The organism is Bacillus sp. BB081, assembly GCF_008368895.1.
Taxonomy (GTDB): Bacteria; Bacillota; Bacilli; order Bacillales; family Bacillaceae_G; genus Bacillus_A; species Bacillus_A wiedmannii.
Window position 1 is genome coordinate 76,152 of the sequence record NZ_QOZX01000034.1, and the last position, 15,903, is coordinate 92,054.

At 34.5% G+C, this 15,903-nt stretch carries 16 protein-coding genes; 12 read left to right on the top strand and 4 right to left on the bottom strand.

Features of this window, described 5'->3' with window-relative positions:
- Positions 1-18: 18 nt before the first annotated feature.
- The 3 genes from pbpC to DN394_RS15915 all read left to right on the top strand — a co-directional run bounded on the left by pbpC (position 19) and on the right by DN394_RS15915 (position 3,689).
- Positions 19-2,004 (top strand): penicillin-binding protein 3, encoded by a 1,986-nt coding sequence (pbpC, locus tag DN394_RS15905; RefSeq protein ID WP_001227226.1) that lies wholly within the window; start codon positions 19-21, stop codon positions 2,002-2,004.
- A gap of 218 nt (positions 2,005-2,222) precedes the next feature.
- A complete protein-coding gene (locus DN394_RS15910) occupies positions 2,223-2,858 on the top strand; it encodes an FMN-dependent NADH-azoreductase (RefSeq protein WP_000170043.1) in 636 nt (211 codons plus the stop codon).
- Positions 2,859-2,969: 111 nt separating this feature from the next.
- Positions 2,970-3,689, top strand: coding sequence for a lysophospholipid acyltransferase family protein (locus DN394_RS15915; protein ID WP_000616595.1), 720 nt, complete (start codon positions 2,970-2,972; stop codon positions 3,687-3,689).
- A 293-nt stretch (positions 3,690-3,982) separates the two neighbouring features.
- Here the strand turns inward: DN394_RS15915 and DN394_RS15925 are convergent, their stop codons facing one another.
- Together DN394_RS15925 and trhA are read right to left on the bottom strand one after the other, a co-directional pair.
- The gene (locus DN394_RS15925) at positions 3,983-5,338 is read right to left on the bottom strand and encodes an RNA-guided endonuclease TnpB family protein (protein WP_149293962.1); all 1,356 of its coding nucleotides are present in this window, start codon (positions 5,336-5,338) and stop codon (positions 3,983-3,985) included.
- A 323-nt stretch (positions 5,339-5,661) separates the two neighbouring features.
- Entirely contained in the window at positions 5,662-6,318 is a 657-nt protein-coding gene (trhA, locus tag DN394_RS15935) for a PAQR family membrane homeostasis protein TrhA (protein ID WP_000136880.1), read from the bottom strand.
- A gap of 213 nt (positions 6,319-6,531) precedes the next feature.
- On the opposite strand from trhA, the gene DN394_RS15940 reads away from it, so the two are divergent.
- The 4 genes from DN394_RS15940 to DN394_RS15955 all read left to right on the top strand — a co-directional run bounded on the left by DN394_RS15940 (position 6,532) and on the right by DN394_RS15955 (position 9,078).
- A complete protein-coding gene (locus DN394_RS15940; RefSeq protein WP_000492443.1) occupies positions 6,532-6,717 on the top strand; it encodes a twin-arginine translocase TatA/TatE family subunit in 186 nt (61 codons plus the stop codon).
- 42 nt (positions 6,718-6,759) lie between these two features.
- On the top strand, positions 6,760-7,503 hold the full coding sequence (gene tatC, locus DN394_RS15945; RefSeq protein ID WP_000390128.1) for a twin-arginine translocase subunit TatC: 744 nt from the start codon (positions 6,760-6,762) through the stop codon (positions 7,501-7,503).
- Positions 7,504-7,831: 328 nt separating this feature from the next.
- Complete coding sequence (locus DN394_RS15950; RefSeq protein WP_000629012.1) at positions 7,832-8,083, top strand: DUF2535 family protein; 252 nt, start codon at positions 7,832-7,834, stop codon at positions 8,081-8,083.
- 152 nt (positions 8,084-8,235) lie between these two features.
- Complete coding sequence (locus DN394_RS15955) at positions 8,236-9,078, top strand: DegV family protein (RefSeq protein WP_033657798.1); 843 nt, start codon at positions 8,236-8,238, stop codon at positions 9,076-9,078.
- A gap of 200 nt (positions 9,079-9,278) precedes the next feature.
- Here the strand turns inward: DN394_RS15955 and DN394_RS15960 are convergent, their stop codons facing one another.
- Complete coding sequence (locus DN394_RS15960) at positions 9,279-10,253, bottom strand: MBL fold metallo-hydrolase (protein WP_000167208.1); 975 nt, start codon at positions 10,251-10,253, stop codon at positions 9,279-9,281.
- Between the two features lie 335 nt (positions 10,254-10,588).
- Between DN394_RS15960 and DN394_RS15965 the strand changes: the two genes are divergently transcribed.
- Positions 10,589-11,176, top strand: a complete 588-nt coding sequence (locus DN394_RS15965; RefSeq protein WP_046959312.1) for an SCO family protein — start codon at positions 10,589-10,591, stop codon at positions 11,174-11,176.
- Between the two features lie 36 nt (positions 11,177-11,212).
- Here the strand turns inward: DN394_RS15965 and DN394_RS15970 are convergent, their stop codons facing one another.
- A complete protein-coding gene (locus tag DN394_RS15970) occupies positions 11,213-11,677 on the bottom strand; it encodes an Hsp20/alpha crystallin family protein (RefSeq protein ID WP_001288088.1) in 465 nt (154 codons plus the stop codon).
- A gap of 217 nt (positions 11,678-11,894) precedes the next feature.
- Here DN394_RS15970 and asnB point away from each other — a divergent pair, with 217 nt between their 5' ends.
- The 4 genes from asnB to DN394_RS15990 all read left to right on the top strand — a co-directional run bounded on the left by asnB (position 11,895) and on the right by DN394_RS15990 (position 15,737).
- On the top strand, positions 11,895-13,796 hold the full coding sequence (asnB, locus tag DN394_RS15975; protein WP_000333826.1) for an asparagine synthase (glutamine-hydrolyzing): 1,902 nt from the start codon (positions 11,895-11,897) through the stop codon (positions 13,794-13,796).
- Positions 13,797-13,889: 93 nt separating this feature from the next.
- Positions 13,890-14,249 (top strand): GNAT family N-acetyltransferase, encoded by a 360-nt coding sequence (locus DN394_RS15980; protein WP_046959313.1) that lies wholly within the window; start codon positions 13,890-13,892, stop codon positions 14,247-14,249.
- A gap of 51 nt (positions 14,250-14,300) precedes the next feature.
- On the top strand, positions 14,301-14,630 hold the full coding sequence (locus DN394_RS15985; RefSeq protein WP_000200454.1) for a hypothetical protein: 330 nt from the start codon (positions 14,301-14,303) through the stop codon (positions 14,628-14,630).
- A 105-nt stretch (positions 14,631-14,735) separates the two neighbouring features.
- Positions 14,736-15,737, top strand: coding sequence for an N-acetylmuramoyl-L-alanine amidase (locus DN394_RS15990; RefSeq protein WP_046959314.1), 1,002 nt, complete (start codon positions 14,736-14,738; stop codon positions 15,735-15,737).
- Positions 15,738-15,903: the final 166 nt, after the last annotated feature.

The window sequence follows — 15,903 nt, forward strand, 5'->3', positions numbered from 1 at the left end:
AAAGAGGAGGAGAATTGATTGAGAAAGATATGGGGGATTCTTTTTCTTTGCTTAACGTTCATGTTAGTTGGATGCGGTAAAGAAGAAAAACCACAAGAAGCGTTTGATACATATACAAAAGCATGGAATAAACAAAAATTTGCAGAAATGTATGATCAATTATCAGAAAAGGCAAAAAAAGATATTTCGAAGAAAGAGTTCACTGAGAAATATGAAAAAATTTATTCTGGCATTGAAGTGAAAAACTTAAAAGTAGAAGCAGGAGAAGTAAAAGAAGATAAAAAAGATGAAGGTCCTGTTCCTTTTAAAGTAAGTATGGATACAGTCGGTGGTAAAATCAATTTTGCCCATGAAGCAAAAATGGTGAAAGAAAAAGATGGAGATAAAGAATCTTGGAAAATAGATTGGACTCCTGATTTTATATTCCCAGGTATGACAAAAGATAGTAAAGTGCGTATGCAAACGACAGAGCCAAAACGTGGTGAAATATACGATCGTAATGGAAAAGGTCTTGCAACGAATGGGAAAGCTTCTGAAATTGGAATAGTTCCAGAAAAATTAGACGATACTGCTCCGCAAACGAAAGAGACAGTAGCGAAGTTATTAAATATGTCTGTAGAAGAAATTGATCAAAAACTAGCTGCTAAATGGGTAAAACCAGGGTATCTCGTACCAATTGGAATTTTGCCTGAGGGGGCAACGCAAAATACGTACATTGATTTACCAGGTGTTTCAACAAAACCTGTAAATGTTCGTACATATCCGTTAGGGGAAGCGGCAGCTCATCTGACTGGTTATATTGGAAAGGTAAATGCTGAAGATTTAAAAACGCTACAAAAGAAAGGCTATCAAGCTGATGATCCAGTTGGTAAAGCCGGTTTAGAGCAAGTATTAGAGGAAAAGCTACGCGGTAAAAAAGGTGGCCGTGTCTTTGTAGAAGATGCGCAAGGAAAAGAAATTAAAAATTTAGCAAAAACAGATGCTGTTGATGGAGAAAATGTAACTTTAACTATTGATAGTGCTGTTCAAGAAAAAACGTATAATGAAATGAAGGGCGAAGCTGGTTCAAGTGCAGCAATTAATCCGAAAAGTGGAGAAACAATTGCACTAGTAAGTAGTCCAGCATATGATCCTAATATAATTGCACGAGGGACATCGAAGGCACAACGCGAAGCATGGAATAATGATCCGAAAAAACCGATGACGAATCGATTTACACAATTATCAGTTCCAGGATCTGTATTTAAGCCTATTACAGCTGCAATTGGTCTTGAAACGAAAACGATTGATCCAAAAGAAGAGTTGAAAATTGAAGGATTAAAATGGACAAAAGATTCTTCTTGGGGTAATTATTATGTAACACGTGTGAAAGATGCAAATCCGATTGATTTGGATAAGGCGATGAAATACTCGGATAATATTTATTTCGCACAAGAAGCTTTGAAAATCGGAAAAGACAAGTTTATGAGTGAAGCGAAAAAATTCGGATTCGATGAGAAATTACCAATTGAATATGGATTCCCAGCTTCTAAAATCGCAAATGATGGTATTAAAAATGATATTCAAATGGCAGATACAGGATATGGACAAGGACAAGTATTAATGACTCCTCTTCATTTAGCTTTAACGTATGCGCCAATTGTAAATGATGGAACGATTCCATCACCGTATATTATTAAAACAGATAAACAACCAAAAGCTTGGAAAGAAAATGTAATTTCTAAAGGAAATCAGGATATATTAAAAACTGCTATGACGAAAGTAATTAATGATCCAGACGGTACAGGGAAAATTGCTAAAATTGATGGAATGACTCTTGCTGGAAAAACAGGGACAGCGGAATTAAAAGTATCGAAAGAGGCCGAAGGAAAAGAACTAGGCTGGTTCGCTGCATTTGATTTGAATTCACCAGATATGGTCATTACAATGATGATTGAAGATGTAAAAGGTAGAGGCGGAAGTAATATTCCAGCTGAAAAAGTGAAACATGTGTTTCAAAAATAGAAAATGATGAAGACTATCTCCATGGAATGTGGAGGTAGTTTTTTGTTTCACCAAAACGTATTGAAAAGATAGTGTTTATTAACTTACGAAAAAAAAGTAGCTATTTTTTATTGACATTGAACATAACTTTTTGTATTATACTTACATAAGGTAAGTTATTTACTTTCGAAATATAAATCTCAAATTAAAGATAAAATGTGTAAAAGGGAGAGAATACAATGACAAAAGTACTATTTATTACAGCAAATCCAAATTCAGCAGAAGGTTCTTTCGGAGTGGCAGTAGGGGAAGCTTTCATCGAGGCTTATAAAAACGAACATCCACAAGACGAAGTTGTAACAATTGATTTATTCAACACTACAGTCCCAGCAATCGATGCAGATGTATTCGCTGCTTGGGGTAAATTTGCAGCAGGTGAAGGTTTTGAAACTTTAACTGAAGTTCAACAACAAAAAGTTGCAGCAATGAACACAAACTTAGAAACATTTATGCATGCAGATCGTTATGTATTCGTAACTCCAATGTGGAACTTTAGCTATCCACCAGTAGTAAAAGCATACTTAGATAACTTAGCAATCGCAGGTAAAACATTCAAGTATACTGAAAATGGTCCAGTTGGCTTATTAGAAGGCAAAAAAGCACTTCACATTCAAGCAACAGGTGGCGTTTATTCTGAAGGAGCATACGCAGCTGTAGACTTCGGCCGCAATCACTTAAAAACAGTATTAGGATTCATCGGTGTAAATGAAACTGAATACATTGCAGTTGAAGGTATGAATGCAAACCCTGAAAAAGCACCAGAAATTAAAGAAGCAGCAATTGCTAATGCTCGTGAATTAGCAAAACGTTTCTAATATAGAATACTTAAAAATGTCCAAGCACTTGCTGTTTGGACATTTTTTCTTCTTTTTCCTTCGTTTGTCTAGTATAATGAAGGTCGGAATGATAATAGGTGGGGGTTCTGTATGATTCAAACGTTTTTTAAAATCTTTTATTTAATTTTAATCGTAATTGCGATTACACCGAGAATGTGGCGTCTGAAAAGACAAGTAAATACGATGTCGCCACAAGAAAAAGATAATGTTGTGTATAAAACGACAAATTGGTTTGGTAAGAAAATGGTACGTGTAGCTGGTGGGGCAATTGAAGTAAATGGTCTGGAAAATGTTCCAAAAGATAAGCCGGTACTAGTTGTAAGTAATCATCAGAGTAATATGGATATTCCTGTTTTACTAGGTTACTTAAATAAACCAATTGGATTTGTTTCAAAAGCAGAGATTAAGAAGTTTCCAGTTGTACCAACTTGGATGGAACTTATGAATTGTGTATTTATGGTTCGTAATGATCGTCGTCAATCTCTTCAAGCGATTAAAGATGGAATTGAGCTGTTAAAGAACGGGCATTCTATCGTAATCTTCCCAGAAGGGACGAGAAGTAAGGGTGGCGAAATTGGAGAGTTTAAGGCTGGGAGTTTTCACCTTGCAGTAAAGTCAGGTGTAGCAATCTTACCTGTAACGTTAGATGGTACATATAAAATGTTTGAAGCGAATGGAAACCGTATGAAACCAGCTCATGCAACAGTAACAATTTCTAAGCCGATTACACCTGAAGAGTATGCGAATATGGATATTAAAGAATTAACGAAGCATACACAGGATGTTATCGCATCACAATTACATAAGTAGTCAACTACCCCCACTGAGATACAGCGTTTCAGTGGGGGTTTGAGTTTGAACGCTAGGTCTTTTCGTCTATCCCTAGACAGTTTGACGCTCTAGCATTCATGCCACCTGACGGTAACACCCCAAGTATGTTTTTGGTTGGTACTGGCAACGAACTATCGTTTTCCCACTTGCACCACCCTTTCGAAAAAAAGCAGTTCTTCCTTCTGAAAGAAGCCACCACTCAGATGAATCTGGCGTGTGCGTGTGCTACAAGCCCCGACAAGTCGAGTACACATGGATGGTTGACGCACCCACTAAGCTATGCGCGAGGCAACAGCCTTACGTTTTTGCACTTCTAATAGAATCGGAGTTTTCACTTTAAGACTTTCATCCAATTCTACAACTCTTGATTTTTCCAATGTATTCAATGCACCATTAATATCCGAATGAATACATCTTCCTGATTTACTTTGGTACAGACCACGAGTGATTCGTTTACCACTAAAACGATAATGCGTCCTATCATCCTTAGACCAAACTGGAACCGGATCTTTATCCAGAAAACTAGCTTTTGAAGTATAACTTTCTTCTTGTTTGAAAAATCGTATACCTTCTTTTATACATTTATTCTCAATTGCTGCAATCAGTTTATGAAATGGGATTTGAACAAATTTTTGATTATTCTTTTTTCCCATATCAGATTTTTGTTTCCAACCAGCGTTATACCCTACGACAACCGTATCTATGTTACATGCTTTCACTTTTTTAAACAACAGGCCTACAGTTTGTGAAATGTAACCATTTATTTGTCGTTCTCGTTTATGCCAAAGTGCAGTCATTCTATTCGTTACAATACGTTTTGAAATTCCATTGTCCACATTTTTCTGTTGTAGATTATGTATCATTTTGTTGAAGTACTGGTTAATAGATTTTAGTTTTTTCCCATCAATTAAAAATGTATCACCTGTATTTGTCACGCAACTTACTAATCTGTCTACACCTAAATCGCAACTCAAAGCGTTACTCGTAGTCGTGGATTGTTGCTTCATTTGAGAAACGTGCATGTCATATGTGTAATGCACCTCAAAGAACCGACCTTTTTGCTTCGGTACAATCTCAATATAGGAGATTTTTTTATTTCTTAAGTTTTTTGGCATACGTATTTTAATGGAGCCGAATTTTTTCCTGAATGCCACATTCATCGGAATCATCCAATACCCGTTCTCATCCACTTTTGGGACTTGATAGATTTCAATAATTCGTTTGTCAGTGGAACGAGAATAATTCGGAAACTTAGGACGCCCTGTGAACTTCTCAGGTTTTTTCTTCCACTGTTCCAACGCTTTAAAAAAACTCTTCACTTCTGTAAACAAGGCTCTACGAATCGCTTGAACAGAATTTGATTGAATGCCCCAGTAATTCATATCGGCTTGCATGGCAGTGTCCACTTCTTTTACAGTAGCAATCTTGTTATTATTCAAGTAACTTTGTTTTATCGTGTACAATCCGACATTTCGCAATGCTTTTGAACTATGTGACATGCGCTGAAGTAAACGAAATTCTTTAGCTGTGAGACAAGCTCGTCCGATATTCTGTTTCTGCGTGAAGCGTTGTATGTTTTCTCGTTTCTTTTGTTTACGTAATACTTTCACTGCTTTCTTTCTAGCCATTGTTTTCACCACCTTTCTTAGAGAGTTCATTAAACTTATTCATTACTTTTGGTGCAAGTAACCGAATGATGATTATTATCCAATTTCGTTATCTTAAGATATATTCCCTCCTTATCTAAGGGCAGATTGTATCGTAAGACAAAAGAAACAAATATTTGTCCCAGGAACATTGTTATGAACGAAACAAAAGAGTTCAGACTACCTTCTGACGGCAATTCATCTCCACCTGAATTGTTGGGTTTCACCTGTAACACAAATCAGATGGAGTCTTCTTGCCGAAAAAGATAAAAAAGGTTTCAGCTTAATATAAGCTGAAACCTTTTTTATGCTGTAGGTAAGACATAAAAGAGTACGCAGAAGAACATCATCGCACTACCACCTAAAACGAAAAGATGCCAAATGGCATGATTGAAAGGTAACTTTTCCCAAAGGAAGAATATAGCCCCTACAGAATATAAAATTCCACCTGCTAAAAGTAGTGAAAAACCATGTCCAGTTAGATTTTCATAAAGTGGTTTAATAGCAACGATTATGAGCCATCCCATTATGATATAGCATAATGTTGATGCCTTAATAAAGCGACGTACAAAGAAAATTTTGAAGATGATACCTCCGAGTGCTAGTGTCCATATAATAGCGAGTAACGTCCAGCCTAATGGTCCGCGAAGCGTAATAAGTAAAAAAGGAGTATATGTGCCAGCGATTAATAAATAAATGGCTGAGTGATCTAGTATAGTAAATAATTTTTCTACTTTTGGATGATGAATGCTATGTAACAAGGTCGAAAACAAGTACAGTAAAAACATGCTTACACCATAAACCGTAAATGCAACTACAGCAGATGCGGTACCATGCTTAGAGGCATGAATAATTAATATAATTAAGGCAGGGATGCTTAAAATGGCACCGATACCATGTGTAATTGCATTTGCAATTTCTTCTTTCACAAAATGCGTCATTCGTGTCATTTTTTCAGTCATAATGCAAATCCTTTCTACTATCATAAAATAATATGTCATTTCCCTTACCATATCATACACAAGGGCAATAGAAAATGAAATTTGTATAATTGATTATATTTTTGAATTTTTTTGACAAAAGGCAATGGATTTGTTGACGTTTTCAAACTTTTTTGACAAAATAAAATTATGCAATAGTAGGACAAGGAATCTACTAATAAAGGGGATGGAGAAATGTTTTCAAATATTGGCTTTCCAGGATTAATTTTAATTTTAGTAGCTGTACTCATTTTGTTTGGGCCGAAAAAATTGCCAGAAATCGGAAAGGCTTTAGGGGAAACGTTAAAAGAATTCAAAAAATCAACGAAAGAATTGACTGATGATGCATTTCAAGAGAAGGAAAAGAAAGAAAAAATGTAATGAATTTTCCTCGAAATGGATAAATAAAGTGTGGTGAACGAGATGGAAGATCGGGAAATGAGCGTAGTAGAACATATTGTTGAGCTTCGCAAACGAGTAATATATACAGTACTATCCTTTGTCCTATTTTTAATTATCGGATTTACTTTTACGAAGGATATTTATTTTTGGCTAGTAAAAGATTTACCAATGAAATTAACTGTTCTCGGTCCAAGTGATGTATTATGGATTTTTTTCTCGATTGCTACAGTATTTGCTATCGTTTGTACAATTCCTTTTGCTGCTATACAAATTTGGTTATTTGTAAAACCGGGTTTACATCCAAATGAACAAAAAATGACAGTAATGTATATACCGGTATTGTCTATATTATTTATTGCAGGTTTATGTTTTGGATATTTCGTTGTAATGCCGTTTTTATTTCATTTTTTAACTACGATAGGTAATGAAATGTTTAATACGATGTTTACGACAGAAAAGTATTTTCATTTTGTTCTTAATTTAACAGTTCCATTTGCTGTAATTTTTGAATTACCTGTAGTTGTCATGTTTTTAACGAGTATTGGACTGTTAACGGCGGAATTGCTAATAAAAATAAGAAGGTATGCTTACGTAGCATTGATTATCATTGCATCGTGTATATCACCGCCGGATTTTTTATCACATAGTTTAGTAGCGGTACCACTTATTTGTATTTATGAAATTAGTATCGCTTTATCAAAGATTGTCAGTAAGCGGAAAAAGAAAAGAGAAGAAGAAATACAGTCGAAAAGTGCCTCGTTATAAAGGCACTTTTTTTATTTATTTGTTATACTTTAGACATAAACGTATACAATATATAGAAGAAAAAAATTATAGAATCTCCAAAATTTAGACAAACTTTGCGCTTTGCTAAGTTTATACTAAAATTATTAAGCAATATACGGATAACGGGATTCCTGTCTGATCGGATATTTAGGACGGAGGATGAATAGAGTATAAATCTTCTAACCAAAAGGACTACAGGGATTGACTAAGGATACTTTTGTATTCATAGAAGTCTCCACTTTAAACAACGTGTTTTAGCGTAAAGTAGAGGAAGTTCAAAAATCCAATGAAAAAGAGGATTGATATTGTGATTACGAAAAGTTTTTATTTCACTCATTCAACAGGGGATTGTATTAAAATATTCGAAATCCCTGTCCTACAGGCACAGCATCCATTATCGTTTCTAATTCAGTCTCGTCTTCAATTATTTATTGCAAAAATTCAAAAACAAAAGCACCCAAGATTTTCGTATTCTTTCCGTGAATATTTGCAAAATTGTTTGAAGTGGAATGATTATTTAAATGTATATAAAACAAATACCCTTGAAAAAAATGCATGATACAGAGTATGGACAGGGTTAGTAAACTCTGTCTTTTTCATTTTAGGTATAAAAATATAATTAATTTGGTGAAATTTGTTCGAAATTGTTGAAAGCACAGGGAATGCTAGTATAATAACAAGGAGAGCGTATTGGAAAGGGAAGAATATAATATGCAAAAAATTAAAATTGTAACAGATTCAACTGCAGATTTAACGCAGGATGTAATCGAAAAGTATGGCATTCATGTGCTACCATTATCAATCTCTGTAAATGGACAAACATATTTAGATCGCGTTGATTTACAACCTGATGAATTTATTGAAGAAATGATCAAATCAGAGGAATTACCAAAAACATCACAACCGGCAATGGGTACATTTGTAGAAATGTATGACAAGTTAGGTGAAGATGGAAGTGAAGTACTTTCCATTCATATGACAAGTGGAATGAGTGGTACTGTGGCAACTGCCAATAGTGCTGCATCAATGACCGACACAAAAGTAACAGTTGTTGATTCTCAATTTATTACACATGCTTTAGCATATCAAGTAATAGAAGCTGCAAAAATGGCAAATGAAGGACGCTCACTAGAAGAAATTTTAAAACGTGTAGATGAAGTGAGAAAGAATACTCGTTTATATGTAGTAGTAGATACATTAGAAAATTTAGTGAAGGGTGGGCGTATCGGTAAAGGAAAAGCGTTTATCGGTTCGCTACTTAATATAAAGCCAATTGCTAGCCTTGAAGATGGTGTTTATAACCCTGTAACGAAAGTGCGTAGCCAAGGTCAAATTGTAAAAACGTTAGCTAAGTTATTTGAGGAAGATACAGCTGGAAAAGTTGTAAAAGCTGTTGCAATTCCGCATGCGAAAGCAATTCCTTTAGCTGAAAATGTAAAAGCGGCTGTTGAAAAAGTGAGTGGATTTGCTCAATCAGAAATTTTCTTTACAACGCCTATTATTAGTACTCATACAGGTCCGGGTGCAATTGGATTTATGTATTTAGCAGAGTAATAAAAAAGCTACTTGAAATGAATTTTCAAGTAGCTTTTTTTATGTGAATAGAAAGTAAGAAATAAGAAGGGTTATACAGGCACTCCCGCTAATGATATAGCGAGTCTGTAAATATTCATTCATAGAAAACACCCACTGATTAAAGTTTTACTTTATGATTTTCTATAGTATATGTTGGATATAGAAAATAAGTAGTTACGTTATACGTGTAATGTTTCAATTTTTTCATTTACTTGCTTACCGTTTGTTGCGTTATTATAAGTAAAGGTTTGGCCTAAAAAGAGTACATGCAGTTGTTCCCACGGTAACATACGTAAATTCCAATTATTTCGAAGCCTTGTTACTGCCTCGCGGGGTGTTTCATCGGCGAGGGCAAAAGCTCCGTAATGCATCGGTATAAAGTGTGTAGCGTTTAAATCTAAATAAGCTTGCACTGCCTCTTCAGGTGAAACATGAGATGCTTTCATAAACCACTCTGGTTCATAAGCGCCAATTGGCATAAGGGCAATATCAATTGAAAAGCGTCTGCCAATTTCTTTGAAACCTTGGAAATAGCCACTGTCACCACAAAAATAAACGGTTTCTTTCGTTGGTTCATTATTAATAATCCATCCACCCCAATGTGATGTATTCATATCAAATAAGGATCTTCTCGTCCAGTGCTGAGCAGGTACGAAGTGAAAGGAAACATCATTAATGATTGTATTTTCCCACCAATTATACTCTTCTACACGAGTAAATTTTTTGCGAGTAAATAGTTTTTTCAGTCCAATAGGTACAAGGTATAAAACATCATCATTTAGCTGGCGAAGCGATGAAAAATCTAAATGATCATAATGACCGTGTGAAATGAGGACAATATCAATTTTAGGTAGTTCTTGTATAGAAAGACCAGGTTCAGTAAGTCTTGGAACTAATTTTAATTTAGTAGCCCATACGGGATCTGTTAATATATTCAGCCCATTCGTTTGGATAAGGAATGTGGAATGACCAATCCAAGTTACAGACGTCTTTTCAAAGTTGTTTTGTAGGAATTTACTTTGTTTAACAGGTGATTGTTCTACTAAAAAAGAAAAATCCTTTTTATTTTGTTTTCGTTCTTTTCGCCAACGTATAAAGGAACGAATTGATTTTTTTGTACTCACATTATCCATGTTTTCATAACGTTTTGTCATGAACATCACCTCATTTAAAATCGTTGTAATTGTATTGTACCGAAATGTTGTTAAGGAATACAGTGTATAACATGGATGAATGTTTAAGGAATTGTTAAAAAATAGGGGGATGCGTTTACAAAAGTAACAATAAAATTAGTTTTGCAACTTCTATTTAGAGAAATAATAGTAAAAAAATAAATTTTGTCTAGTAATTGGCTTGAAATAAAGAAGTAACATACGTAAATTCGTACGATTTCGTGAACAAATGTAGTAAACAATTTTCTCGTAGTGTTAACTTTTGTTATGATAAACATAACCTATTTAAATTTAGGATAGAGAAAAGAGGTTTATAAATGAAGCGTTATCAAAAAATAATTGGTCTTATGGTTGTATTTTGTCTCTTTGTACTTGCTGGATGTAGTGGATCGGGTTCAAAGCTTCGTAAGCCATTGAATTGGGATTTAGAAACTTTCCAATTTACAAATCAAGATGGAAAGTCATTTGGTACAAAAGATTTAAAAGGGAAAGTTTGGGTTGCAGATTTTATGTTCACAAATTGCCAAACAGTTTGTCCGCCAATGACTGCTAATATGGCAAAACTGCAAAAGATGGCCAAAGAAGAGAAATTAGACGTTCAGTTTGTTTCGTTTAGTGTAGATCCAGACCTTGATAAGCCGGAGAATTTGAAGGCTTTCATTCAAAAGTTTACAGAGGATACTAGTAATTGGAATTTATTAACGGGTTATTCATTAGAAGATATTACAAAGTTTTCAAAAGATAATTTCCAATCACTTGTAGATAAACCTGAGGATGGTCAAGTTATACATGGTACATCATTTTATTTAATTGATCAAAACGGAAAAGTAATGAAAAAGTATAGTGGTATTAGTAATACGCCGTATGAAGACATTATACGTGATATGAAGAGACTAGTGGATTAAAAAGAAGGGTGCACAGCACCCTTCTTTTTTTTTACATTAGTCTATGGATAAAATGTCATGCTGTTGTGGAAGTTTTGGTGCCCGAATTTCTAACACGCCGTTTTGATACGAAGCTTTCGCTGCTTTTTTATTAATTGAGTACGGTAATTTAATCAATCTTGATGCTTCTGAAATGGAACGTTCTCGGCGATAATAGTTATGAGATGTTTCTTCCTCGACCTCTTCAAGTATCTCTTCTTTTACAGAGACTTTTAAGTATTCACTCTGTATTTCAATTTGAATTTGTTCTTTTTGTATACCTGGTAGTTCAGCTGTAACAACGAGTTCTTCACCAACTTCATATAAATCTACGGGGAATGTTAATAAACGATTTCCTTTTTGGAAAAAATGATTTAAATCAGCGATTACATTGCGAAGTGGTGTTTGCTCGAAGAAATCATCAATTTGCTTTAAATAATTGCGAACCGGTGGGCGAGAAGAGTCTTTTTTTTCTTCACTCATGGTATTCCCTCCTAGAAATCAATTTGCAATATCATATGACAAAAGCGGAGAAAGGTGATTGCCTAGTTTTCATGTTTTCATAAAAAATTGTTAAAAATGTGAAATGGAGTGATTTTTTTATAGTTTTTGGTCGCCATATTCAATTGATTATGCTAGTATAAATAGGGTTGATATAGTAGTATATAGACAGAATGAAAACTGAAAGAGGGTAAGAAGTATGTGTGGTTTTGTAGGATGTTTATGTGAAAACCCTAGAGAGTTTTCAGAAACAGAAAAACATCAATTTGAAAATATGAACACGATGATTTTCCACCGCGGTCCAGATGACGAAGGATATTTTCGTGATGAACATGTACAATTTGGCTTCCGCCGTTTAAGCATCATTGACTTAGAGGCAGGACATCAGCCGCTAACTTATGAAAATGATCGATATGTAATTATTTTTAATGGTGAAATTTACAACTATGTAGAATTACGTGAAATGTTACTTGAAAAAGGTGCAACGTTTGCAACACAATCTGATACAGAAGTTATCATTGCATTGTATGCACATATGAAAGAAAAATGTGTAGACTATCTTCGTGGTATGTTTGCATTTATGATTTGGGATCGTGAAGAGAAGAAACTTTTCGGTGCACGTGACCATTTCGGTATTAAACCTTTATACGTCGCACAACAAGGTGATACTACATTCTTCGCATCTGAGAAGAAAAGTATTATGCATGTGATGGAAGATAAAGGCGTTAATCCAACGTCACTACAACATTACTTTACGTACCAATATGGTCCAGAGCCAGAAACATTAACAATTGATGTTAATAAAATCGAGCCTGGTCATTATTTCGTAAAAGAAATCGGTAAAGAGATGGAAATCCATCGCTACTGGAAACCTTATTTCAATGCTTCAAGTGCAACGAAAGAGGAGCATATCCAAGCAATTCGTGATGTGTTATATGATTCAGTAAAAGTGCATATGCGCAGTGATGTACCAGTAGGTTCATTCTTATCTGGTGGTATTGATTCATCTATTATCGCTTCTATCGCAAGAGAAATGAATCCAAATCTTTTAACATTCTCTATTGGTTTTGAACAACGTGGTTTCAGTGAAGTTGATGTTGCCAAAGAAACTGCTGAGAAATTAGGCGTTAAAAACCATAACGTATTCATTTCAGCGAAAGAGTTTATGGATGAGTTCCCAAAAATCATTTGGCATATGGATGATCCTTTAGCAGATCCAGCAGCTGTACCATTGTACTTCGTTGCAAAAGAAGCACGTAAGCATGTAACAGTTGTTCTTTCAGGTGAAGGTGCAGACGAGCTATTTGGTGGTTATAACATTTATCGTGAGCCAAACTCACTAAAAATGTTCTCTTACATTCCTAGCCCAGGTAAGAGCGTTCTAAAAGCATTAAGTGGTGCTCTTAAAGAAGGCTTTAAAGGAAAGAGCTTCCTAGAGCGTGGATGTACGCCAATTGAAGAGCGTTACTATGGAAACGCGAAAATCTTCCGTGAAGAAGAGAAAGTTGAATTAATGAAGTATTACAATGAAAGTGTTAACTATATGGATATCACGAAACCATTGTATAACGAGATTAAAGATTATGATGATGTAAGCAAAATGCAGTACATTGACATGTTCACATGGTTACGCGGTGACATTTTATTAAAAGCTGATAAAATGACAATGGCAAACTCATTAGAACTTCGTGTACCGTTCTTAGATAAAGAAGTATTTGATGTTGCATCTAAAATTCCAACTGAATTTAAGATTGCTAACGGAACTACGAAAGCTATTTTACGTGAAGCGGCACGCGGAATCGTTCCAGATCACGTATTAGATCGTAAAAAACTTGGATTCCCAGTACCAATTCGTCACTGGTTAAAAGACGAAATGCATGATTGGGCTATCAATATTATAAACGAGAGTAAAACAGAGCATTTAATCGACAAACAGTATGTATTAAACTTACTGGAAGCACATTGTGCAGATAAAGGCGATTATAGCCGTAAAATTTGGACTGTACTTGCGTTTATGGTATGGCATCAAATTTATGTTGAGCATAAATACGATACGAATAAGTTCCACGAAGAAACGAAACGTGCGTATAGCTTAGTTTAATTAGAAAAACCTTAAGATCGCATATGGTCTTAAGGTTTTTTTCATAAATAGGACGTATTATTGATACAATAATAGTAAAAGGATGGACAACATATGATTACGTTTGAAAAAGTAAATGTAGAAAATGAAAGCGTTGTTAAAGAAATGTTTCGCTCACATAGTTTAACTGAGAATCAAGTACAGTATTGTGTGAAAGTTGATGATACATATATTGGTGTAATAGACTATAGTGTACAAGAGGAGAGTGCAATTTTATCGCAGTTAATTATTCACTTTGATTATCAAAGTTACGGTTATGGGACAAATACGTATTTTACATTTGAAACGATGATGAAAGAAAGAAACGTGAAAGAGATAAAGGTATTACAAACGGAATTAACAGAACAAGCAAAAACTTTCATAGAGAGCTTTGGTTTTAATGAAGAAGATGGAATATATGTGAAGAAAATATAACGATGATTAGTAATGTGCTAAAATAAATATAAGGCAGGTGGATACATGATAATGACTTCTGGTCTTGTATTAATTGGAGGATGTTTTATTTTGGCAGAACTAAGCCATAAGTTCATTCGGAAAAGAGCTAGTAAGAAAAGAAAGCCGTACGAATTACAATATGTACCTGTGTTTTTTATTTTGTTTTGCATGCTTGTTACAGTACAAAATATTACTAATTTCCCGCCACTTTTGAACATTTTTTTAAAGTTCGGTTTGTTATACAGCGGTGTTGGAATGGGTCTTTTATTTATTTTATTTTGCATACGTTATATTCACTATCAATCGTATATATTTATTTTAAATTGGTTAAAGCAAGATGATAGAAACCGCCTTACATAAGGTGGTTTTTTATTTGTAATTGTAACGGAACTTGTACATTTTACATAAAATAGGACGAGTAGCAATGTAAACCTATTACACGAAAGAAAGGAACGAGACAGTGATATGAAACTTGTAATAGACGCAGGTCACGGTGGATATGATTCTGGTGCTGTTGGTAATGGTTTAGTAGAAAAAAACTTAACACTTCAAATAGCGAGACGTGTGCGAGACATTCTATCTGCAAACTACCCAATTACTATTAAAATGACACGTGATAGTGATGTATTTATCTCTTTATCAGAACGTGCTAATATCGCTAATTCTTTTGGAGCAGATTACTTTATCTCATTTCATATAAATAGTAGCGGTGGAACTGGATTTGAAAGTTATATTTATAATGGGTTATCTAACAGTAGCTCCGCATATGCAAAGCAACAAAAAATTCATGCAGCAGTCAATCCTGTATTAACAAAATACGGCCTTCGTGACCGAGGGGCAAAAAAAGCAAATTATGCAGTACTAAGAGAGACTGCAATGGATGCAATTTTAACTGAGACTGCTTTTATTGATACAACGTTTGATGCAAATTTATTGAAAAATCCACAATTTATTGAAGATCTATGTCAAGCATATGCAAACGGAATAGCAGCTATTTTTGGAGTAGCTCCGAATCCGAATCCTCCAAATCCACAACCTCCAAACCCTCAGCCAACACCACAAACGAAGGGAGTTGCTTATATACTTGGGAAAAATGTAAATTTAAGAAGTGGCCCATCAACATCTTCTTCAGTAATTCGCCAATTAAACTCTCCAGAATCGTATGTCGTATATCAAGAAAGTAACGGATGGTTAGACTTAGGTAACGGACAGTGGGTGTATTATGACCCGTCTTACATTAATTTTGTAAAGACGAGCAATAGTGATGGTAGCGCAATCGGTGTCGCATATATACAAGGAACGAATGTGAATTTGAGAAGTGGTCCATCAACATCTTCTTCAGTAATTCGTAAATTAAATAAACCAGAATCTTATTTAGTATTTATTAATCAAAACAGTTGGTTGAACCTTGGTGGAAATCAGTGGGTGTATAATGATCCATCATATATTAAATATAATCAATATTAGGAAATAAATTTATAATGTAATATGAATGCGTATCTATATATAACATAGATACGCATTTTAAGAACGGCCATTATTTACATACTTATACAGATAGTTTCAAAAAGAAACATTTGAATAACGGATAGAATCTAAATAGTATATATTAAAAAAGTTCTCTTATATACAT